The sequence below is a fragment of the Flavobacterium sp. JAS genome, assembly GCF_020991455.1.
In the GTDB taxonomy this organism is placed as follows: Bacteria; Bacteroidota; Bacteroidia; order Flavobacteriales; family Flavobacteriaceae; genus Flavobacterium.
In genome coordinates this window covers 12,896-34,265 of the sequence record NZ_JAJMOX010000009.1, presented here as the reverse complement: position 1 = coordinate 34,265, position 21,370 = coordinate 12,896, and the positions used below count along the sequence as shown (strand labels likewise).

Sequence of the window (21,370 nt, the reverse complement as noted above, 5' to 3'; positions counted from 1 at the left end):
GCAACTGACACAAACTTTGCAACGTTTTCTTTAAAATTTAAGAATATAATTCACGATTAAAACTTATAAAACACAAAAAAATGAGACAATTTTCGCCTTAAAAAGATTAAACAACCCTTAAAACGCGCAAATGCACGTAAAATAACTCTTACTAAATTGATTTTTAATTATATACATTGAAAAAAATAAAAAATCGAAATAAAAAAACATCTGCAATAACAGCTTAAAATTAATAAATTAGCATTATTTTTGCCCAAAAACAAAATTATCGACAGAATATGAAAAAGATTTTACTATTACTTACCTTACTTTTAAGTTTACAATTTTCGACTGTTTCTGCCCAAGCTCAACTTGAAGTAAACGGCGTTACAGTACCAAGAAAAATTGAAGTTCAAAATAAAACAATGCAGCTTAATGGCGCTGGCGGAAGATCAAAAATGTGGTTAGAAGTTTATGTGCAGGCTTTGTATTTATCGCAATTAAGCCAGGATCCAAAATTTATCATTGACAGTGATACTGAAATGGCAATTAGAATTGAAATTACCTCATCTATGGTTTCTTCAAACAAATTGACAAAAGCAATGAATACTGGTTTTGAGAAATCTGCTGGAAGTAATCTTGAAGAATTACGTCCAAGAATTGAGCAGTTTAAAACTTTATTAAGCGATGCCATTACAGAAAAAGATGTTTTTATTTTATGGTACAATCCGTTAGACCAAACTGTGAGTGTAATTAAAAATGAAGTCCCAAAAGGAAAAATCCCCGGATTTGATTTCAAAAAAGCATTATTCGGAATCTGGTTATCTGACAAGCCAGTTGATGAAACATTAAAGAAACATTTATTAGGGCAATAATAATTATCCTAAATTTTTATAAAATTCTTAAGCCGAAAGCGTATTGTTTTCGGCTTTCTTTTTTATGTTTGATAAATTTGACACAAAATACATTATTCGCATTATTCTATTTTATACTTTTACGCAAACTAAACATATCTCAACAAAATGAAAGATTTATTACAGCAATTTGAAAATAAAGCACCTGAAATTGTTTTTAACTGGAAAGATTCTGAAACAGAAGCTGAAGGATGGACCGTTATTAATTCACTACGTGGAGGAGCTGCAGGTGGAGGAACAAGAATGAGAAAAGGCTTAGATATGAATGAAGTTTTATCATTGGCCAAAACTATGGAAGTTAAATTTTCGGTTTCAGGACCTGCAATTGGCGGTGCTAAATCAGGAATAAACTTTGACCCAAATGATCCTCGCAAGAAAGGAGTTTTACAACGTTGGTACAAAGCTGTTTCGCCTTTATTAAAAAGTTACTACGGAACTGGTGGTGATTTGAACGTAGATGAAATTCACGAAGTAATCCCGATGACAGAAGAATGTGGTGTTTGGCATCCGCAGGAAGGTGTTTTTAACGGACACTTTAAACCAACTGAAGCTGACAAAATTAATAGAATTGGACAATTACGTCAAGGTGTTATCAAGGTTATCGAAAACCCAAAATTCTCACCAGATGTTACTAGAAAATATACTGTTGCCGACATGATTACAGGTTACGGAGTTGCTGAAGCTGTTCGTCATTTTTATGCTACTTATGGCGGAGACATTAAAGGTAAAAAAGCAATCGTACAAGGTTTTGGAAATGTAGGTTCTGCTGCTGCGTTTTACCTGGCTGAAATGGGTGCAAAAGTTATTGGAATCATTGATCGCGATGGTGGATTAATTAAAGAAGATGGTTTTTCTTTTGAAGAAATCAGAACTTTATTCCTAAACAAAGACGGAAACAAATTGGTTGCCGATAATATGATTCCGTTTGAAGAAATCAACTCTAAAATCTGGACTATTGGTGCTGAAATTTTTACTCCATGTGCTGCGTCAAGATTGGTGCAACAATCTCAAATTGATAGCTTAATCGCAAACGGATTAGAAGTAATTTCTTGTGGTGCGAATGTTCCTTTTGCTGATAAAGAAATTTTCTTTGGGTCTATTATGGAACAAGTGGATCGTAAAGTAAGTTTGATTCCTGACTTTATCTCGAACTGCGGAATGGCGAGAGTTTTTGCTTATTTCATGGAGAAAAAAGTGCAAATGACAGATGAGGCGATCTTTAATGATACATCAGAAATTATAAAAAATGCGATTGTAAAAGCTCACGCTTTAAATTCATCAAAAACAAATATTAGTGCAACTGCTTTTGAAATTGCATTGAAACAATTAGTGTAATCTACTTTATACTTTATTTTAAACGGATCAAATACTTTTATTTGGTCCGTTTTTTTTACCGCAGAGTTCACAAAGTTTTTTCGCAAAGTTCACAAAGTCTAGTTTGAGTTGATTCTCAAGCTAAGTTCGCAAAGCTGTTTGTTTTTAATCTCGCAAAGACGCAGAGTCGCAAAGGAAAACTTTAAAAAATGAAAAACTTTGCGACTTCACGACTTTGCGCGAAATAAGCTGGAGTGCTTTGCGTAAACCTTCGTCAACTCTGCGGTTAAATTCCTCCTTTGATTCTAAACAATTTTTAGTACTTTTAAGCGTTTTTATTTAATACTATTACAAAACTCAGAATCAAAATGACTTCTACGGATTCTTCAGATAAAAAGAAATCTCTATTAATATCTACAGCAATTTATGCTGCATTACTGTTGCTTTTATTTTTTATACGTTTCTGGCCTCCTTATAATCCGGAGAACAACGTTGCTCTTGCAGATGGCGGTGGCGGCGGTGGCGGCGTGACGGTAAATTTTGGAGACAGCGATTTAGGTTCGGGAGCAAATTATAAAAGTAAGGTTCTCGAAGTAAAAAACGAAGCCAAACAAGCTCCAGCAAAAGCAACTCCTGACGAAGCTATTATTACACAAGAAAATACAGCTGACGATAATGACGTTGTTATTCCAACAAAAGAAAAACCTAAAAAACCGACTCCTGTTGTAAAACCGGAAACAAAACCTGTTCCTGAAAAACCAAAAGTTTCTAATTCTACAAATGATGCTTTATCGAGCATTTTAAAAGGATCAAACAAAGGCGGTGATGGCGATGATAAAGTTGCAGGAAATAAAGGAAAAGGTAACGGAAGTTTAAACTCTAACGGATATTACGGTTCTGGAGGTTCCGGTGGCGGAACTGGCGGAGGAAACGGAACTGGAAATGGTATTGGTACCGGAAGTGGTTACGGAGCCGGAAGCGGTGGTGGTTCTGGTGGTGGATCAGGATATTCTTTAAACGGGCGAAAAGCATTGTCTAAACCTGCACCAAAATATACTTGTGACGAAGCCGGAAAAGTTGTTGTCGAGGTTACTGTAGATCAAAGTGGAAAAACCATAAGTGCAACTCCGGGAATAAAAGGAACTACGAATACTGCAAGATGTTTGCTAGATCAAGCCAAAATTGCAGCGATGAATACAAGATGGTCTCCTGATGAGAATGCAACTGCAAAACAAGTTGGAAAAATTATTTATAATTTTAGTTTGGATTAACGTTGTCCTTGCGAGGAACTAAGCAATCTCACTAATAACAAACGAATATAACACAATCTTATCATTTCGACGGAGGAGAAATCCTCGCAAGTAACTCCGCAACGAGAATCCAATCTTTGTCGAGCTTCTCGCGAGGATTTCTCCTCCGTCGAAATGACAAAAATGCATATAAAAAAGGCTTTCTGAAAATCAGAAAGCCTTTTTTATTTCAAGATTAAGATCCTTGTATTTTATATTTAATTAAAATATTTCGCGTTTTAAAAACATCATCTTATCACTGACCTATCTCTAAAATTGAGAAAATTAGAAAACTCCCTAAACATAGAAATAATTTCTTCCGACGAATAATTTATAACATCCAATTCTATTGTTTTTGTTTTCGAGCTATCATTTCTATGAATAACTAAAACCGTTGTGGTTTGACTTTTCTTTCCTTTAATTAAATTTAATTCAACAAATTTAATTTGATTCCAATCAATAAACCTCAAAGGAGAAAAAGGAAGAATAGATTTTCTTACCCAGACACCTTTTTTATTTATTATTAATGCCGGTGCAGTATCTAGAAGTTTAACCCAACACAGAATACCAACAAGCAAAGAAACAAGAAAGACTATAGTAATAAAACCGTTATCACTGAAATTTTCCCAATGAACAAGTTCCTTAGAAAATTTACAAAACATAAAATATGGAATACCTGTAAAAATGATAATCATAAAAACCACATTCAAAGTATATCCTTTTGCTTCTATTTCTCTATTTCCCAAAATTCGATCAATTTTTTTCTGACAAATCTATTTCGGGCTTGTAGCAATCACAAACTTCAAGTTGTTCTTCACTCCTATTTGCAATACATCTACCAGATCCTGAACTTGTAAATTAAACGGAATTCTAACGACAACAGTTTGTTGTTTATCGGCTCCAATTTTTGACATTAAAGTCGTTTCGAGAGCGTCAAATTCTACGGGTTCTTTGTCGATATAGAATTTTTTATCTTCGGTAACTGATAAACTTATCAGTTGTTTGTTTGTTTTTTCATTTGCTTTCGCTTTCGGCAAAGTCATTTTGATAACATTAGGATTTGCAAGTGTTGAGATAATAAGAAAAAACAACAGCAGGAAAAACATAATATCACTTAATGACGAAGTCGCTACTTCGGCATGAAATCTTCTTTTTCTCTTAATAGACATAACTTACGATCTTTGAATTATGTTTACAAATTCTAGTATTTGTTTTTGAATTTTTAAAGCAAAATCATCAATTTTTCCGTTTAATAAGTGATAAGCACTATAGGCAATAATCCCCACAATTAATCCGGAACCGGAACTAATCATTTTCTCGTATAAACCTCCTGAAATATTTCCGATACTAATATTCTCTGTAACTGAGATGCTGTAGAAAATCTTGATAACCCCAGAAATAGTTCCAATAAAACCAAGTGTTGGCGCAATACCAGCAATTAATCCAAGGTGCCCTAAACGTCTTTCCATTTCTCCAATTTCGATATCAGCAGCACGATCCATATTTGATTCGATTTCGGCAATTGGTCTTCCGATCACCAAAACTCCTTCTTTCAAAATATTTCCGGCTGCAGTATTGCTTCTTTCAACAATTGTTCTTGCTAGTTCGATATTACCGGAATTCAGTTTATCGCCAACATCCTGCATTAATCTGCTGTCTATTTTTGAAGCTTTACTAATGTATAAATACCTTTCTATAATAACATAAAAAGTATAGAATAATAAGATGGCAATTGGTATCAGGAAAAAACCTCCTTTTAAGATAAATCCTAAAACTGAGATTTCGGTATTTGGAGCAATTTTTTCTATAACTACGTTAGAAGCGGCGTTTGCAATGGTATCTGTTTGTACTTGAATAAAACTAAACATACATTAATTCTGGTTTTTAATAATTAATTCTAAAAAATATTTGAAATTTGCAATAAAGATAATTTTCGCTGTTATATAAAACTAAAAAAAACGAAAATTATTTCAATCAACAACACTTTTAACCAAAATAAATGAACTATCAGGAAACTACCAATTGGATGTTTAATCAACTACCAATGTACCAACTTCAAGGCGCTTCGGCATACAAAGAAGATTTGACCAATATTAAGTTGCTGGCAGCACATCTTGATAATCCTCAAAATGGTCTAAAATGTATTCATGTTGCGGGAACCAACGGCAAAGGATCAACCTCGCATATGTTGTCTTCGGTTTTGCAGGAAGCGGGATATAAAGTTGGATTGTACACGTCACCTCATCTAAAAGATTTTAGAGAAAGGATAAAAATCAACGGTAAAGAAATTTCGGAAGATTTTGTTTGTGAATTTATCGCCAAACACAAAGATTTTTTTGAAGCCAATGATATGAGTTTCTTCGAGATGTCAGTAGGACTCGCCTTTGATTATTTTGCTTCAGAAAAAGTAGACATCGCCATTATTGAAGTTGGCCTTGGCGGAAGACTTGACGCTACCAATATTATAACGCCATTAGTTTCTGTAATTACAAACATCGACTTAGATCATACTCAGTTTTTAGGAAATACCCCCGCAGCAATTGCAGGCGAAAAAGCCGGAATTATAAAACCAAATGTTCCTGTTGTTATTGGTGAATATACTACGGAAACGCAACCTGTATTTTTGGCTAAAGCCGAAGAAAACAAAGCACCTATATACTTTGCTTCTGATTTAATTTCCGAAGTTTATCCGTCTGATTTAATTGGTGATTATCAATTTCACAATAAGAAAACCGTTCAGCAAACTATTGCAGTTTTGAATGCTCAGAATGAATTTAATGTTTCAGACACAAATCTAAAAGCTGGCTTATTAAACGTTGTAAAAAATACTGGCCTACAAGGACGATGGCAGCAATTGGGTGAAAATCCGAAAATCATTTGTGACACCGCACACAACAAACACGGATTGGCAGTGGTGATGAATCAGATTCAAAAAGAAACTTTTGAGAATTTACACATTGTTTTGGGAGTTGTAAACGATAAAGATCTGGATTCGATTTTACCTCTTTTTCCTAAAAAAGCCCAATATTATTTCTGCAGTCCTAATTCGTCAAGAGGATTAAGTGTTGAAATACTGCAAGATGCTGCTAAAAAACATAATTTAATAGGAACAAAATACAATTCTGTAGAAAAAGCGTTTTTGAGTGCTCAGAAAAATGCCACGGAAGATGATTTTATTTATGTAGGCGGAAGCACTTTTGTAGTTGCAGAACTGCCGTTAAACAGCAAAAATTAACGTTTATCGATTAAACGACCATTTTCTAACCATCTGTTTATTAATGACTTAAATTTGATTAGTTTTTTTCTTAATAACCAATAAATTTAAATCATGAAAACAAGAAGTACACTTCTGGGGCTCGTCCTGTGGATGGTTCTGGCGTGCGTCATTGGAAATGCACAAGAAAAACAAGAAAAAGAAAACCCTGTATTTATTACAGTAACAACTTTACATCGAAATCTAAATTCTGACGGAAAGGACTGGAAAGTTGGCGAACAAGAATACTTTGATAAAGTTACCAGTAAAAATGATTTGATCATAGGTTCAGAAATTCTTACCCACTATTATACTGATGATAATACTGAAATTGTTCTTGTAAGTGTCTACAAAACCTGGGAAGATATTGAAAAAGCAGGTGAAGTCAGTGACGAATTAATCAAAAAAGCCTGGCCGGATGAAAAAGCCAGAAAAACCTTTTTTGATAAATATGATAGTTATTACTCTCCGGTTCACTCAGACGAAATCTATCAAAGCGTAACTACAATTGGCAGAAAGGAATACAAGGACGAAACCAAAAAACCAATGATTGTTTATATTCGTAAATCTCAGATGAATTTTGAAGGTAAAGGAAAAGGTCTAAAAGAATTCAATGAAAAAGTTACTTTTAATGATCCTTATATAAAAGCCTATTATCCGTATCGCCATTCCTGGGGATCTAATAGTACCGATTTTCTGGAAGCCTTTTTCTATGATTCTCTGACAGATTTAGAAAAATCGAATGAGAAAGTAACGGAACTTATAAAATCGACTTGGCCAAAAGAAAAAGATCAGGATGCTTTTTTTGATGAATTGCAAAAATCATTCACCGGAAAACACAGCGATTACATCTACAGAAACATTCCGTCGGTATCAAAATAAAAATAATCACAAAAATCTACGACCATAACAAATTCTATACCAACTACATAGAAAAGCGCATTAAAAAAACTTTAAACTTTTAATGGATTTTCTTTGCAGAACTCGAAAACTAGCGTATATTTGCACTCGCAATCACAAAATGATAGCAACCTAGTAAAATAGGGCGATTAGCTCAGCTGGTTCAGAGCACCTCGTTTACACCGAGGGGGTCGGGGGTTCGAACCCCTCATCGCCCACACAAAGACAAACAACGCCATTGGATTCCAATGGCGTTGTTTTTTTCTATAATACTTCACAAATAGCTTAGCATAATTTTTATTGTTTCAACAAATCTCAATTTATTAAAAAACACCAATTGTAGTATTCTGTTTTTGCGTATTATTGTAAACCTTTTACTTGATTAGGTAGCGCTTATACCCCAATAATAAGGCAGATATGAGTAATAAAATAATGAGGATATATAAGTTGGCTGCAAACATACCGAAACCCACGACCAGATAGGAAATGAAAGAAATTATTGAACTTTCGGACAATATAATAATCATTCAAAGAAACGAATTTCTAAAAGTGAAAGGCAGCATTGATACAAATTTGTATTACATAGAAAGTGGGAGTGTGAGGATTTTTGTTTTAGATGAATATCAAGAACAAACAATCAGATTTGGCTACAAAAAAAATTTAATTGTTTCATTGGACTCTTTTTTGACAGGCAAACCTTCTGACTTATTTATTCAAGCGATAAAAAAAACGGTTATAAAAGTTGTGAGCAAACAACAAATAGAGAAATTTTTAGAAACAGAAAGCAATAGAAATCTATGGATGAAAATTTTAGAAAATTTGGTAATTCAACAAATGGAACGAGAAATTGACATCTTGACAAATTCGCCAAAAGAAAGATATGAAAGAGTTTTAAAAAGAAGCCCGCAACTTTTTCAGGAAATCCCCAATAGGTATATTGCCAATTATTTAAGAATGAGTGCCGAAACTTTATCACGACTAAAAAAGTCTTGACTTGAATCAAGGTTTACAGAAAATACTTTTTACAATTTTGTATAAAAAATTTAAATTATGCAATCTGAAAAATTAACACAAATGCTTTTAGAGCAGTCAAGACAAATTATAAACCAAGCAGAAAAACTACAAAGTTATGATTTGAATACCTTAACATGGAAGGAAAACGAAATTTCGTGGAGCATCTTGGAGTGTTTGGAGCACTTGAATTTATATGGCGATTTTTATTTGCCACAAATAGAAAATGAAATAAAAAATTCAACCATTAAAACTGACATTGAATTTAACAGTGGTATTTTAGGAAATTACTTTGCCAAAAGTATGTTACCAAAAGAAAAGCTAAATAAAATGAAAACTTTTAAAGACAAAAATCCATTGAATGCCAAACTTGACAAATCGGTAATTGATAGATTTATAAACCAACAAATCAAACTTTTGGATTTGTTAAATCAATCAAGAAATGTAAGTTTAAATAAAGTGAAGATTAAGACTTCAATTTCAAGTTTCATTAAGCTACGATTGGGCGATACTTTTCAATTTTTCATCAATCACATTATTAGACATTTAAGCCAAATAGACAGAATACAAGTTGCGATGAAAAATACCTAAAGCTAATAAGGTTTTGTAAAACCACTGTTTATACTTGTCGAAATGCGCTTTTTTAAAAACTTAGTTATGTGGGCTAGGAAACTAAGTTTTAATCCCTCCAACTGTAGTAAAGCCAGAAGCGTAAATATGACTTATCAAATATTTCATTTTATAGCTTCAAAAAAGGTCAAAATAGGGATTAAGAGTTCGATTGCTCTCCCTGACACCCCACCAAGAAACTCCTTAAGAAATTAGGGAGTTTTTTTATGTCTTTTAAAAAAAATATTATTGTTGAGAATCTATTCGGGATTTTCTTTGTGTGTATGGATTATTACGCAAAAACCATGTTGGACGTTCGTACTTTTACATATACAACCCATTTAATAAAAATCTTGCGCTGTTTTACCTAAAACAAGGTTTCCTAATATGAAGTCAAATATATAATTATTATATTCTTCATCACTGCATTCTATGTTCGGTCCAATTTGTGGGTCTGACAGGTTTATTTCGTAAGATGTCAATACTTTGTTACCTTCCATTATTGCCCACTTCCAAAATGGCTTGTCAGTAAAAGTCAACAATAGATGGCGATTTTGGCATTTGAATTTTTGGTTAAAACCAAGTTCTATATCTATAATAGTTTCTCCTTGCTCATTTAATATGCAATTCCTATTTTTACGAAAAATACCAAATCGGGTTTTGATTTTATAATTTTCTGAATATATATTGAAGGTTGTTAGTTGCTTAGCCCAATCATCTCCTCTGTTAAGTGTTCCGATTTCCATGTCATTATGGTAAAGTGAGAAAGAACCGTCATCGTTATATATCCATATTTTATTCATAATAGTCGCTAGTTATTAAAATATTCTTTGTTGACTGAGGGCTATTGTAATATGATACCCAACTCTCTTTTACCTACCACAAAATGGCATTAAATACATTTTTTTAGCTGGTTTTGTGCAATAAATTGACTTTTCCTCAAGCGAATATAAGAAATATTTTTACTACAATTTATTAGCTTTTTAAGATAAATAAAAACGATTACTCATTGAGATTTTCTTTAAATCCTGCAAAAAATGGTTCCTAAGCAAGTTTTTAAAGCCCACCTAGAGACTCCTTCAGAAATTAAGGAGTTTATTAGTTCAAAAAACAATCCGTTTTCTTGTAAATTTGTGAAGCCCTGTATAAGTTGACATAAGCAGTTCATACAGATCAAGGTTTAAAGAAATTTCAAAAAACTTTATAAATAAATGGAAATATTAATAATAACAGGCCCTCCATATTCCGGAAAAGGCACGCAATGCGAGATTTTAAAAGAAGAACTTAAATTTCAACATATTTCAACCGGAGACAGGTGTCGCTTAGAAAAACAAAATGAAACGGAAATTGGAAAGATTATGTCTGAATATGAAGAAAAAGGTGATTTGGTACCTGACTCCATAATGAAAGATCTTTTCAGTAAAATTCTTGATGAAAATAGATCAAATAACGGAATAATTCTAGACGGATATCCCAGAACTGAACCACAGGTAAATGATTTGATGGAACTTGTTGAATCAAAAAAAATGAAAATCGGAAAGGTAATTAATATTGATGTTCCAAAGACAGAACTTTTAAAAAGAGCAAAAAAGAGAGCTGAAACTTCTGATCGAAAAGATGACAAAGATGCCGCAATCCATCTTAAAAGAATTGAAGTTTTTGAAAGTTCAACAAGACCGGCAATCGAATACATGAAGTCCAGAATTAAAGTTTTGACTTTTGACGGATTGGGAACAATTGATGAAATAACAAAACGAATTAAAGATAGCTTAAATTGATTCTAACTAAAGCAATTCAGAGTATTCACAAATTCAATATTCTGCTTTCAAAACAAAAAACTCCTTAATTTCTTAAGGAGTTTTTTTTATGCTTTTTTTAAATATCTTTTTCTTGGAACAAATCTAAAATGGAATCAGGCTTTTTTTGAAACCATTAAAAATCACCTTCAATAACTCATTTTCGCTATCTGAAAATATTTGAAGTTTTCTTCCTGATTTTGAATTTCCAACATTCAGAATATATTCATCTGTTTTTATAAAAATATTTTTTATGTCTACAGGATGAACAACCAATGGTAAGGTAAAATTAATTTCTGCAAAATTGGAATTTTCGTTTTGTGTAAAAATCAATACATTTTCAGAATAATACATTGTACATTTTAAAAAACATAAAGTTCCTCCACGATTTGAAAAACGAGAATATCTTGTTTCTGAAATTTTAACGTCTACTTTTTCTAATTTCTCCTGACGGTATAATTTTAAAATTTCTTGCCCCTTTTTTTTACTGAACTGAGTCCTGAAAAAACTAACCGCTAGATTAAAAGCAAAAATTACAAAACAAAAAATTAGTATTTCCTTCATTTGCTATATTACGACTTCAATTCATGATTATTGATCAATGCAATATTAGAGTTTTTTATTTCAATATTCTGTAACAAACTATACAAAAAACTACTTATACCATATCAGTAAAAAACTTTTCTGTATTCATTGTATTCTTACTTTATAAAAAATAACCAATAAAACTCAAAACATGACTCTATCTCAATGGCTCTTTTTTATTTTAATAATGCAAATTGTTCATGGATTATCTACCTGGAAACTTTATTCAAAAGCAGGGAGAAAACCTGTAGAATCATTTATACCAATTTATAATCTGGTTGTTTTAATGAAAATTATAAATCGTCCTCGTTGGTGGGTTTTCTTTCTTTTTATTCCCATTATTAATCTTTTAATGATTCCTGTAGTTTGGATAGAGCTTATTAGAAGTTTTGAAAAAAACTCCAGAAAGGATATTGTATTGGTTTTACTAACATTAGGATTCTATATCACTTTTTCAAACTATACTTCTGAAAAACTAACCTATATTGAAAATAGAGATGTTCAGCCGAAAACTAAAACGGAAGATACTATCAGTTCACTTTTATTTGCTGTTATTGTCGCTACATTAGTGCATACTTACATTGTACAACCATTTACGATTCCGTCTTCGTCAATGGAAAAAACATTGTTAACTGGAGATTTTTTGTTTGTAAGTAAAATTAATTTTGGAGCACGAACACCTATGACTACCATTGCATTGCCGATGGTGCATGATTCGATTCCTTTTACTGGTACGAAATCATATTTATTTAATGATGATGTTACAAAAAAAGAAACATCACTGTTAAACAAGTTTCAATTACCCTATTTTAGACTTCCGTCAATAGAAAAGATTAAACGTAATGAGATTGTAGTTTTTAATCAACCTGCAGACACATTACGTGATATGGATAACTTTAAACCTGATAGGAATTACTACAAGCCAATTGATAAAAAAACAAATTTAGTAAAACGCTGTGTTGGAATACCTGGGGATTCTTTAGAAATTCGCGACGGAAATATTTATATCAATGGTAAAATGAGCAACTTACCAGAAGATTCAAAAGCTCAATATAATTTTTTTATTGATACGAAAGGAGATGCTATTAGTCAAGATGATCTTGTACATAAATATGGCGTCAGAGAAGGTATGAAATATGACAATGGAAGTTTTGCGCTTACCAATACGGGCCAATATTTTTTGACATTAACAAATGATGAAGCCGCAGCATTGGCAAAGAATCCGGTTGTAAAGGGAGTTAAAAAATATTTATCACCAAAGGGAGAAGATGGAGGTGTGTTTCCTCATATTCCGTCTTTGGGTTGGAATGTTGACAATTTTGGACCTATTTATATTCCGCAAAAAGGAAAAACCATAAAATTGGATCTAAAAACACTGCCTCTTTACAAACGAATTATACGAGAATATGAAGAGAATAATTTAAAAATTGAAAACGGTAAGATTTTAATAAATGGAAAAGTATCTACTACTTATACCTTTAAACAAGATTATTACTGGATGATGGGAGATAATCGTCAAAACTCTTTAGACGCAAGATTCTGGGGATATGTACCTTTTAATCACGTAATTGGAAAACCAGTATTTATCTGGTTTAGCTGGGATAAAGATGGCCAGGGTATTAACAAAGTAAGATGGAATCGCGTTTTTTCTGTAGTAAATGGAAATGGTGAGCCTAAGTCTTATCTAATACATTTTTTAGGACTAATAGCTCTTTACATTGGAGTAAATAAAATAATCAGAAAAAAAAGACTTGGTAATGATTAAGAAAATTTCTTTAAACCAAGCAGAAAATAATTCAAGAACAGGTTCGTAAAAACCACAAAAACTCCTTAATTTCATAAGGAGTTTTTTTATGCTTATTTCTGGAAATATTGTTTATATAGAATGGGATGAAGACGTTTTTCTTTTATATATTTATTGTTCAAAATATCCTTTAATAGGCATCTATTAATTTTAAAAAAAATAAAAATGGCACAACAAAAACAATGGTCAATAGATGAAATTCAAAAAATATGGCAATTAGCTTCAAGATTGCATAATGGTCAAAAATATGGTGGTTTGGATAATGGCGAACAAGTAGAGTATATAAATCATATTGGAAGTGTTGTGTTTGAAGTTTTAAACGCCATTCAATCAACAGAAAACATAAATGCCGATTTGGCTATTAAATGTGCTATACTTCATGATACTATCGAAGATACTGCTTTCACCTACGAAAAAGTAAACGAACTTTTTGGACATGAGGTTGCAAGTGGAGTTCTTGCACTAACTAAAAATGATAACATTGAAGGATCGTTGGAAAAAATGCTTGATAGTCTAAAAAGAATTAAGGATCAGCCTGTAGAAATTTGGGCCGTTAAAATGGCGGACAGAATTACAAATTTGTACCAACCACCCTATTACTGGACTGACGAAAAAAAGCTAAAGTATATTGAAGAAGCTAAAATTATACACGACGAGTTAAAAGACGGAAACAACTATTTAGCCGAAAGGTTAAAAATTAAAATTAAAGAGTATCACCGTTTTCTTAATACTTCTCAAGTTAGTTAGCATAATAACTTTATAACCTAAAAAAACTCCTTAATTTCTTAAGGAGTTTTTTTATGCGATTTTGCCGAGAGTTTCTAAAAATCTAAAACAGGTATAAACATTTATTTCTCTCCGTAAATTACCAGTGCACTTGAGTCAATTATAACATTCCCGTCAGGATATCTTTCGTTAACTATCGCATAAGTTTCGTATTTTATTTTCTCTCTCATATCATCACTAGCATTTGCGAGAGCAGCAACTATTGGAGCAGCAACTTCAGTTTGCATTCCCCAGTAAGCATCAGTTGTTTTGCAGTTCAATTTTCCAGCTACCTCAACTTGAGAAATATTCTTTAATCCGGCTTGCAAAAAAATATCCGAAATTAATCCATCTTTGGCACAACGAAAAATCCCCGGTGAACCTGGCGGCGGCGGTGGAAGTTCCATATTTCTATTAATAGTTCCCATCGTAGCTGTAACCCAAAAGTTTTTTTCAGGAACATTCCATACAGCTGTAGCAATTTTTCCTCCGGGTTTAAGAACACGAACCATCTCTTTGGCTGCTAATTGCATATCAGGAAAAAACATAAATCCAAATCGACAACTTATAGCATCAAATGTATTATCAGGAAAAGGAAGCTCACAAACGTCACACACTACAGTTTCAATATTTTCGATTTCTCTTAACGCTGCATTTTCACGGGCTATCTTTAACATGTCATCGGCAAGATCGGTCATGACTACTTTGCCTCCCGTTACTTTTCCGGCAATTGTTAATCCTGGCTCTCCTGTACCTGAAGCAACATCAAGAATAACATCATTTTTTTGTGGATTCAGTGCTCTAATTATTTCGTCTCCCATGGGTTTTAAAAAATCCATTACGAGTTCATCCCATTTCTTCCAGCCTCCAGAAAATTTGTTCCAAGACTGCTTTTGCTGCTCGCGAATTTGTTCAAGGTGCGGTTCCATTTTCTTCAATTTTTATGTTCTGTAATTGTTTCCGTTTCCCCAAAAGTTAGCATGATTCCTAACTAATTTATACCAAGCATAAGAGAAGTTTTCTTTATGGTATAAGCTGAAGTTTTTAACAAGCTAATTTACGCAATATCCAGATATAAATTATTGATTAACAGATAATTAATTAGCATTCAATTTAAGACCGTTTTCTTTAATTAATTCGGTTTCGATAGCTTCTTCATTATTCATCGCAACTCTCAAATTCTTTCTAAGTACGAGAAGGAATGCTGCAAGAAAATACCATAATTTTTTTTTCTATGTTATTAGATATTTTTAATCCCTTTCGCCATTAAGCCGGTTCCCAAAGTTCAATTTTATTTCCGTCAGTATCCAGAATATGCACAAATTTTCCGTAGTCATAACTCGTGATTTCATCTATTATCGTCACTCCGTTTTCTTTGAGTTTATCTACAAGTGCTTCGATATGCTGAACTTGGTAATTAATCATAAACTCTTTTTTTGATGGAGAAAAATACTCGTCTCCTTTTTTGAAAGGACTCCATTGAAGTGAATTTACTTTTTCAGGATTATTAATATCTCTGGATTCAAAAGTCGAACCCCAATCATTTGTTTCAAGTCCAAGATTTTTAGAATACCATTCTTTGGTTTCTTTCGGATTATCTGAAAAAAAGAAAATACCGCCAATTCCCGTAACCTTTGGTGTTGCATCAATTGATGAATTTGGGTTGTCCGATTGTTTTTTTGAATCTTCCATATTTGATTGTTTTTTAATTCTCTATCTACAAATTTATGAACTATTATAGTCGGTATGATTATTACGGGCTTTTGATTTTATCTCTAATATACTTTCAATTCAAAATCATTTTCTTTCTGTTTCCATTTCAACTCGTTTGTTAAAAAGTACTTATGATAGAAACCAATTAAAGTCACAATTTTTTTATTTGGAAATTTGGCCTTCCATTTTAGAATATTCTCAATTATTGTCCTGTTTCTTAATTCCTCAAAATAACAATATCTATTATACATTTCTCTGTACGAAATTGATTCTTTACTTGCCGTATTCACTTTTAGCTTTGCAAATTCATCATTTTCATCTACAATTTCTTTTAATTTCTGATACTGATAAAACTGTCTTTCGCGAACCAAATTTTCTACAGAAACCGAATTTATTTCTTTTAAAGAGCTATTGTCAAATTCGCTTAAAAAATTGGCTAACTCAACAAATCTCGCCCATATTTTTTTATGTTTTACCGAAAGTAGATTTAAAGAATCTAAAAGATTAATTTCATTAAAAACAACGTCTACATTCTGAATTCCGTTTGTTTTTCTATAATCATTTCTTCCTTCAAATTCAATTGGTCTGCATAACACATTTTTAAAATTAGTCCTGTATTTTATAATAGCGTTCCATTCATTTTCATCGTAAGTTTTCTTAAAAGTAAAATCTGAATTGAAGTTACTATTATCAGATTCCATCAAGATGATATCAGGCTTCAATCTTTCTAAAGCCGAATAAATAGTATCTGCATTTATATTCTTGGTTGGAAAATGAACAGTCCCAATAATGGTCAGTTCTGTTTTTTGATAGGTTTTATTATTTTGTGCATTGCAAAATAAGGAGGACAGACAAATTATAACATATAATAATTCGCTTGAAAAAAATCTTTTTAATTTCATTGGTTAGTTAATTGTTATCACGAATATAGAATTTTAACATCAATAACACAAAACAATCTGAACCCAACAAAAACTTTATTTCATTTTTTTACATTTTATAAAAAAGAACGGAAAACTTTCATCCAATTCTATGATTTCCAATAATCCAAATTGATCAAACTCAGTATGAACTGATTCTTTATCATAAAAGAACATTTTGACTCCATCAAATATTTCATAGCGATCTTTGCTTACAAAGTTTCCTTTTCTGTAAGTCTGAGCTTCTTTTGTAATTGCTGTAAAAATCATGAAACCATTCTCTGATAATTGATTATAGCAATCCCTGATTAGTTTTTTTCTTTCGTCGCTATCTAATAAATGAATTAACGCATAACAGAATATTCCATCATAATGGTTATTATCAAAAGGCATATCGGTCACAGAACCGTGATAAATTTTCAAATCTGTACCAAAATGTTTTGCTGCAAGATCAATTGCTGTTTTTGATATTTCGATTCCCGTTACCGTAATTCCGTTTTCTCTAAAAACTTGTGCATTTCTTCCGTAGCCAATTCCTGGAATCAGAATATTTTTTATGGAGTTCTCAACAAAAAAAACCTTTGCCAATATTGCAGACTTAGACGGTTCAAGTCCCCACATTTCTTGTTTTTCAATAAAATTATCTTCCCAGAATTCTGCCATGATATTACTTTTACTTATGTATTTTATTTTCTAAAGGTCGCAAGAAAAACTCAATTCTTTCGACCTTTAGAATCATAACAATTACCACGGACTAATTCCTGTTTCGTCCTCAATATCATTACTAAAAAATTTCCCTGTTGGTCCATTTTCATCTGTATCTGTATGTTTAATGATAAAACTTGCTGCGCTTTCTACAGTTCCAGGTCCACGATGATGATTAAAATCTGTTGCTGTAAAACCAGGATCAATTACATTTACTTTAAATGGTAAATCTCTAAGTTCATAAGCCAATATAATCGTGTAAGCATTCAAAGCTGCTTTTGATGTCACATAACTTGTGGCTTTAAAATTATAATATTTCCAATTTGGATCACTATGTAATGTTAAAGATCCAAGTCCTGACGTAATATTACTAATCCTTGGGCTTTCTGATTTTCTAAGCAATTCTAAAAATACCTGCGTAACACTTATAACACCAAAAAAGTTGGTGTCGAATACATTCTGAATATCTTTTATTGGCGCATCAAAGGCGCTTTGAGGAAATTCACCGCTTATTCCTGCATTATTGATTAATATGTCTAATTTGCCTTGTTCTTTTTCGACAATACTTTTTGCGGTTGCAATTGAATCCGGATTTGTAACATCAATTTGAATGGCTTTGATGTTTTCGAATCCATTTTCGTTTAATTCTTTTACTACTGCGTTTCCTTTTTCAAGATCGCGGGTTCCTAAATAAACAAACAAACCTTTTTTTGAAAGTTGTTTTGTAATTTCTAATCCTATACTTCTATTTGCTCCTGTAATTAATACTGATTTCATTTTTCTTATCTTTTAAATTATTGAAGTAAAGGTCATTCGTTTCAAAACAAAATCATTTGCCATTTGACAAAAAGCGATTTAACGTATATTTTTCCTGATTCTGCTTAAGGAAGATTGTGTAACTCCTAAATAAGAAGCGACGTAAGAAAGTGGAACTCGATTGACAACATTGGGATAAATTTCCAAAAACTCCAAATAACGTGTTGTTGCATCTTCTGAAACTAACCGACTTATTCTATTTACTTTTTGTCTCATTTTTTTTGAAATAATTTTATGCACAATACCTTCCCACGGAATAATAGTCTCTAAAAGTTCTCGCCAGTCTTTTTTTGAGAAAACTAATAACTTACAATCAGTAGTTGCCTGAACGTAAACATTTGAAGAAATATCATTTTCGAAACTTTCGAAATCGACTATAAGATTATTTTCGTCAATAAAATATGTGGTAATTTCTTCTCCTTTATTATTATAATAGCAAATTCGTACGATTCCGTCTAAAATAAAACCAACCTGTTGAGCAATCTTTCCCGCTTCAGAAAAATACTCGTCTTTTTGAAGATTTAATTCAGTTGCTTTCTTCGTAATTAAATCAAGTTGTTGCTGATTTAAATCTCCAAATTGTAATAGGTAGTCTATAAATTCTTTCATAACTGCAAGTTAATCAAAGTTATTTTGGAAGGATTTGTCATTTGGCAAAAAAACGAATGCAGTCATTATACAATTTACATTCGTAAAATAACTAAGCATTAGTCATCTGAAATTATTTAGAAGAAGAGTATTTATTATTTCTAAACTTATTGTTGATCGCAATTAATAATAATCCTGTAATAAAAAACAGAACAATCATGAAGCTAACATTTATCAAAACCTTTTTATAGCCGAGATTCGTCACATTCAAAAAAGGATACGGGTACCAGTTTACAACAGAGCCGCGAATTAAAGAATAAATCAAATAACCCAAAGGAAAATAAGTCCAATAAACACCGTTTTTCCAGGTTAATTTTTCTTTTGAAGCAAAGATGAACCAATATAAAATATATAAAATTGGATTTAAAACATGAAGCAGATTATCAACAATCAATTGCCAGCCTGTTACAATCCACATTCCGCGCAAAACAACATTATAAACCAAGGCAACAATAAATATATAAAGAGTAATCGCCGTTTGAACAGAAATGCCAGAAAAGAATATTCCTGTTTTTGTTTGTGATAAAAAGACCGAAAATGTTACGCACAATGCAATTAACAAATTAGACAAAATAGTAAAATAACTAAGAAAATTAATCACCGTTCCCTCCGTAAGATAGAGTTGAAACAGAATTGCAAACCAGGCAAAAAAAGCTGTTATGGAAGCAAAAAGCACTTTATTCTTTGATTTATTTTCAGTACTATTCATTCGAAATTACAGGTTATTGAACATTATACTTTTATTCTCAACTAAACAAAAACACGAACTTAGATTTTACATTTTTTTCTTTAAGTGATATCGTTGTTACATAAAATTAAATTTACACAAAAATCCCTAACATTAAACTAAAGCTTTCTTAAATTGATTTGAATGCGATTTTACTTATCGTAAATTAGCTTTTACGACAACCTTAAAATACGCAAACTATGAAAACGAGAATCATTCTTGCCGCATTGTTACTAGGTTTTGTACTATCGGCACACGCTCAAAAGAAAATTAAAACCTCTGAATTACCAAAAGCATCTCAGGATTTTCTTCTAAAATATTTTAGTCACACCACAGTTGTTACTGCAAAGAAAGATGCTGAACATGGCGAAAAAGGTTACGAAGTCATACTTAAAGACGGTACTGAAGTTGAATTTTGGAAAGACGGTTCTTATCGGGAAGTTGATGGAGAAGGCAAACCAATTCCGACAGATTTTATTCCGAAATCAATTAAAGATTATGTGGCAAAAAATTATCCTAACGAAAAAATTACACACATTGATTATGGTCACAAAGATCTCGATGTAGATTTGACAAACAAAATTGATCTTGAATTTACCAAAGAAGGAAAGTTTATAAAAGGTAAAAAAGATTAAAACTAAAAACTCCATCAGCCGCAGCAGATGGAGTTTTTTTTATGATTCTAAATCTGTTTTTAAAACGGAATTAATTTTTATAAAATGATTCTTTAAAGGCAATTGGACTACTATTTGTTTTTTTCTTAAACAATTTATTGAACGATTGTGGATGTTCAAAACCTAATTTATAAGCGATCTCAGAAACAGATAATGTTCCCGTTGCAATATATTCTTTTGCTTTCTCAATTAATTTATCATGAATAAATTGCTGTGTATTCTGACCACAAACATTTCTAAGTAAATCACTCAGATATCTTGGAGAAAGTTTCAATTCATCGGCAACAAATTGTACAGTTGGGATTCCGTTTAGAACCGTTTTTTCGTCATCAAAATAAGTATTCAATAACGTTTCCAGTTTTGCGAGTACATCATTATTAATCGCTTTTCGAGTTAAGAACTGACGGTTGTAAAAGCGGTTACTATAATTGAGTAAAAGTTCGATTTGTGATATAATCACATCCTGGCTAAAATTATCAATTCGTTCATTCAATTCATTCTGAATATTTGCAAAAACACCCAAAATCGTTTCTTTCTCTTTCTCTGATAAGTACAATGCTTCAGAAGCAGAATAACCAAAAAAGCCGTATTTTTTTATAGTGATATTTAAAGAGTAAGGTCTAAAAAAATCTGGATGAATATGCAATGACATTCCGCTATAATCAGCTTCTTCATCCTGCATACGCAAAATTTGTCCTGGTGATACAAATGACATTCCGCCTTCTTCAAAATCATAAAAACCATGTCCGTAGCGCAATTTCCCTATAAAATTAGTTTTGAAAGATATCTTGTAAAAATTCAAAATAATACCTTTTTCAAAATCTTTAGGATCAAAAACCGCTTCGCCATAATTCAGAATACTAATAAGTGGATGCATAGGTTTGGGTTGTCCCATCGCTTTATGCAATTCAGATATGTTGTTGAATATTTTTGGTTGATCTTTCATTG

Annotated in this window: 24 protein-coding genes and 1 tRNA gene; 12 read left to right on the top strand and 13 right to left on the bottom strand. The window is 31.9% G+C overall.

Going from position 1 to position 21,370, the window contains the following annotated elements:
• Nucleotides 1-278 precede the first annotated feature (278 nt).
• From LPB88_RS14370 to LPB88_RS14360, 3 genes are all read left to right on the top strand, one after another.
• Nucleotides 279-854 carry a chalcone isomerase family protein gene (locus tag LPB88_RS14370; protein WP_230716390.1) on the top strand — a complete coding sequence of 192 codons (576 nt, stop codon included), beginning with the start codon at nt 279-281 and terminating at the stop codon, nt 852-854.
• Between the two features lie 147 nt (nt 855-1,001).
• Complete coding sequence (locus LPB88_RS14365) at nt 1,002-2,228, top strand: Glu/Leu/Phe/Val dehydrogenase dimerization domain-containing protein (RefSeq protein ID WP_230716389.1); 1,227 nt, start codon at nt 1,002-1,004, stop codon at nt 2,226-2,228.
• 347 nt (nt 2,229-2,575) lie between these two features.
• Nucleotides 2,576-3,478, top strand: a complete 903-nt coding sequence (locus LPB88_RS14360; protein WP_230716388.1) for an energy transducer TonB — start codon at nt 2,576-2,578, stop codon at nt 3,476-3,478.
• Between the two features lie 266 nt (nt 3,479-3,744).
• Here LPB88_RS14360 and LPB88_RS14355 read toward each other — a convergent pair whose 3' ends face one another.
• The 3 genes from LPB88_RS14355 to LPB88_RS14345 are packed head-to-tail and all read right to left on the bottom strand — an operon-like array spanning nt 3,745 to nt 5,364.
• Nucleotides 3,745-4,242, bottom strand: coding sequence for a hypothetical protein (locus LPB88_RS14355; protein ID WP_230716387.1), 498 nt, complete (start codon nt 4,240-4,242; stop codon nt 3,745-3,747).
• Nucleotides 4,243-4,269: 27 nt separating this feature from the next.
• Nucleotides 4,270-4,665: a biopolymer transporter ExbD gene (locus tag LPB88_RS14350; RefSeq protein ID WP_230716386.1), complete on the bottom strand. Its 396-nt coding sequence runs from the start codon at nt 4,663-4,665 to the stop codon at nt 4,270-4,272.
• Between the two features lie 3 nt (nt 4,666-4,668).
• Nucleotides 4,669-5,364: a MotA/TolQ/ExbB proton channel family protein gene (locus LPB88_RS14345; protein ID WP_099709612.1), complete on the bottom strand. Its 696-nt coding sequence runs from the start codon at nt 5,362-5,364 to the stop codon at nt 4,669-4,671.
• A 131-nt stretch (nt 5,365-5,495) separates the two neighbouring features.
• Between LPB88_RS14345 and LPB88_RS14340 the strand changes: the two genes are divergently transcribed.
• From LPB88_RS14340 to LPB88_RS14320, 5 genes are all read left to right on the top strand, one after another.
• A complete protein-coding gene (locus LPB88_RS14340) occupies nt 5,496-6,731 on the top strand; it encodes a folylpolyglutamate synthase/dihydrofolate synthase family protein (RefSeq protein WP_230716385.1) in 1,236 nt (411 codons plus the stop codon).
• A 93-nt stretch (nt 6,732-6,824) separates the two neighbouring features.
• Entirely contained in the window at nt 6,825-7,631 is an 807-nt protein-coding gene (locus LPB88_RS14335) for a hypothetical protein (RefSeq protein ID WP_230716384.1), read from the top strand.
• A gap of 161 nt (nt 7,632-7,792) precedes the next feature.
• Nucleotides 7,793-7,867, top strand: a tRNA-Val gene (locus tag LPB88_RS14330).
• Between the two features lie 268 nt (nt 7,868-8,135).
• Entirely contained in the window at nt 8,136-8,642 is a 507-nt protein-coding gene (locus LPB88_RS14325; RefSeq protein WP_230716383.1) for a Crp/Fnr family transcriptional regulator, read from the top strand.
• Between the two features lie 57 nt (nt 8,643-8,699).
• Nucleotides 8,700-9,251: a DinB family protein gene (locus LPB88_RS14320; RefSeq protein ID WP_230716382.1), complete on the top strand. Its 552-nt coding sequence runs from the start codon at nt 8,700-8,702 to the stop codon at nt 9,249-9,251.
• Between the two features lie 359 nt (nt 9,252-9,610).
• Here the strand turns inward: LPB88_RS14320 and LPB88_RS14315 are convergent, their stop codons facing one another.
• Nucleotides 9,611-10,072 carry a hypothetical protein gene (locus LPB88_RS14315; RefSeq protein WP_230716381.1) on the bottom strand — a complete coding sequence of 154 codons (462 nt, stop codon included), beginning with the start codon at nt 10,070-10,072 and terminating at the stop codon, nt 9,611-9,613.
• Nucleotides 10,073-10,480: 408 nt separating this feature from the next.
• Here LPB88_RS14315 and LPB88_RS14310 point away from each other — a divergent pair, with 408 nt between their 5' ends.
• Nucleotides 10,481-11,047, top strand: a complete 567-nt coding sequence (locus LPB88_RS14310) for a nucleoside monophosphate kinase (RefSeq protein WP_230716380.1) — start codon at nt 10,481-10,483, stop codon at nt 11,045-11,047.
• A 123-nt stretch (nt 11,048-11,170) separates the two neighbouring features.
• Here LPB88_RS14310 and LPB88_RS14305 read toward each other — a convergent pair whose 3' ends face one another.
• Nucleotides 11,171-11,629, bottom strand: coding sequence for a hypothetical protein (locus tag LPB88_RS14305; RefSeq protein WP_230716379.1), 459 nt, complete (start codon nt 11,627-11,629; stop codon nt 11,171-11,173).
• Nucleotides 11,630-11,801: 172 nt separating this feature from the next.
• On the opposite strand from LPB88_RS14305, the gene lepB reads away from it, so the two are divergent.
• Nucleotides 11,802-13,415 carry a signal peptidase I gene (lepB, locus tag LPB88_RS14300; protein WP_230716378.1) on the top strand — a complete coding sequence of 538 codons (1,614 nt, stop codon included), beginning with the start codon at nt 11,802-11,804 and terminating at the stop codon, nt 13,413-13,415.
• 204 nt (nt 13,416-13,619) lie between these two features.
• The gene (locus LPB88_RS14295; RefSeq protein WP_230716377.1) at nt 13,620-14,201 is read left to right on the top strand and encodes a bifunctional (p)ppGpp synthetase/guanosine-3',5'-bis(diphosphate) 3'-pyrophosphohydrolase; all 582 of its coding nucleotides are present in this window, start codon (nt 13,620-13,622) and stop codon (nt 14,199-14,201) included.
• 101 nt (nt 14,202-14,302) lie between these two features.
• Here the strand turns inward: LPB88_RS14295 and LPB88_RS14290 are convergent, their stop codons facing one another.
• The 7 genes from LPB88_RS14290 to LPB88_RS14260 form a co-directional block, all read right to left on the bottom strand.
• The gene (locus tag LPB88_RS14290; protein WP_230716376.1) at nt 14,303-15,148 is read right to left on the bottom strand and encodes a class I SAM-dependent methyltransferase; all 846 of its coding nucleotides are present in this window, start codon (nt 15,146-15,148) and stop codon (nt 14,303-14,305) included.
• A gap of 337 nt (nt 15,149-15,485) precedes the next feature.
• Nucleotides 15,486-15,911: a VOC family protein gene (locus LPB88_RS14285; RefSeq protein WP_230716375.1), complete on the bottom strand. Its 426-nt coding sequence runs from the start codon at nt 15,909-15,911 to the stop codon at nt 15,486-15,488.
• An 83-nt stretch (nt 15,912-15,994) separates the two neighbouring features.
• The gene (locus LPB88_RS14280) at nt 15,995-16,834 is read right to left on the bottom strand and encodes a hypothetical protein (RefSeq protein ID WP_230716374.1); all 840 of its coding nucleotides are present in this window, start codon (nt 16,832-16,834) and stop codon (nt 15,995-15,997) included.
• Between the two features lie 75 nt (nt 16,835-16,909).
• The gene (locus LPB88_RS14275; protein WP_230716373.1) at nt 16,910-17,515 is read right to left on the bottom strand and encodes a bifunctional 2-polyprenyl-6-hydroxyphenol methylase/3-demethylubiquinol 3-O-methyltransferase UbiG; all 606 of its coding nucleotides are present in this window, start codon (nt 17,513-17,515) and stop codon (nt 16,910-16,912) included.
• Between the two features lie 81 nt (nt 17,516-17,596).
• Entirely contained in the window at nt 17,597-18,334 is a 738-nt protein-coding gene (locus LPB88_RS14270) for an SDR family NAD(P)-dependent oxidoreductase (RefSeq protein WP_230716372.1), read from the bottom strand.
• 78 nt (nt 18,335-18,412) lie between these two features.
• Nucleotides 18,413-18,982: a Crp/Fnr family transcriptional regulator gene (locus LPB88_RS14265; RefSeq protein WP_230716371.1), complete on the bottom strand. Its 570-nt coding sequence runs from the start codon at nt 18,980-18,982 to the stop codon at nt 18,413-18,415.
• Nucleotides 18,983-19,094: 112 nt separating this feature from the next.
• A complete protein-coding gene (locus LPB88_RS14260) occupies nt 19,095-19,730 on the bottom strand; it encodes a Pr6Pr family membrane protein (protein ID WP_230716370.1) in 636 nt (211 codons plus the stop codon).
• Between the two features lie 218 nt (nt 19,731-19,948).
• Between LPB88_RS14260 and LPB88_RS14255 the strand changes: the two genes are divergently transcribed.
• Entirely contained in the window at nt 19,949-20,383 is a 435-nt protein-coding gene (locus LPB88_RS14255; RefSeq protein WP_230716369.1) for a PepSY-like domain-containing protein, read from the top strand.
• A 70-nt stretch (nt 20,384-20,453) separates the two neighbouring features.
• On the opposite strand, the gene LPB88_RS14250 is transcribed toward LPB88_RS14255, so the two are convergent.
• Nucleotides 20,454-21,368 (bottom strand): AraC family transcriptional regulator, encoded by a 915-nt coding sequence (locus LPB88_RS14250; protein ID WP_230716368.1) that lies wholly within the window; start codon nt 21,366-21,368, stop codon nt 20,454-20,456.
• Nucleotides 21,369-21,370: the final 2 nt, after the last annotated feature.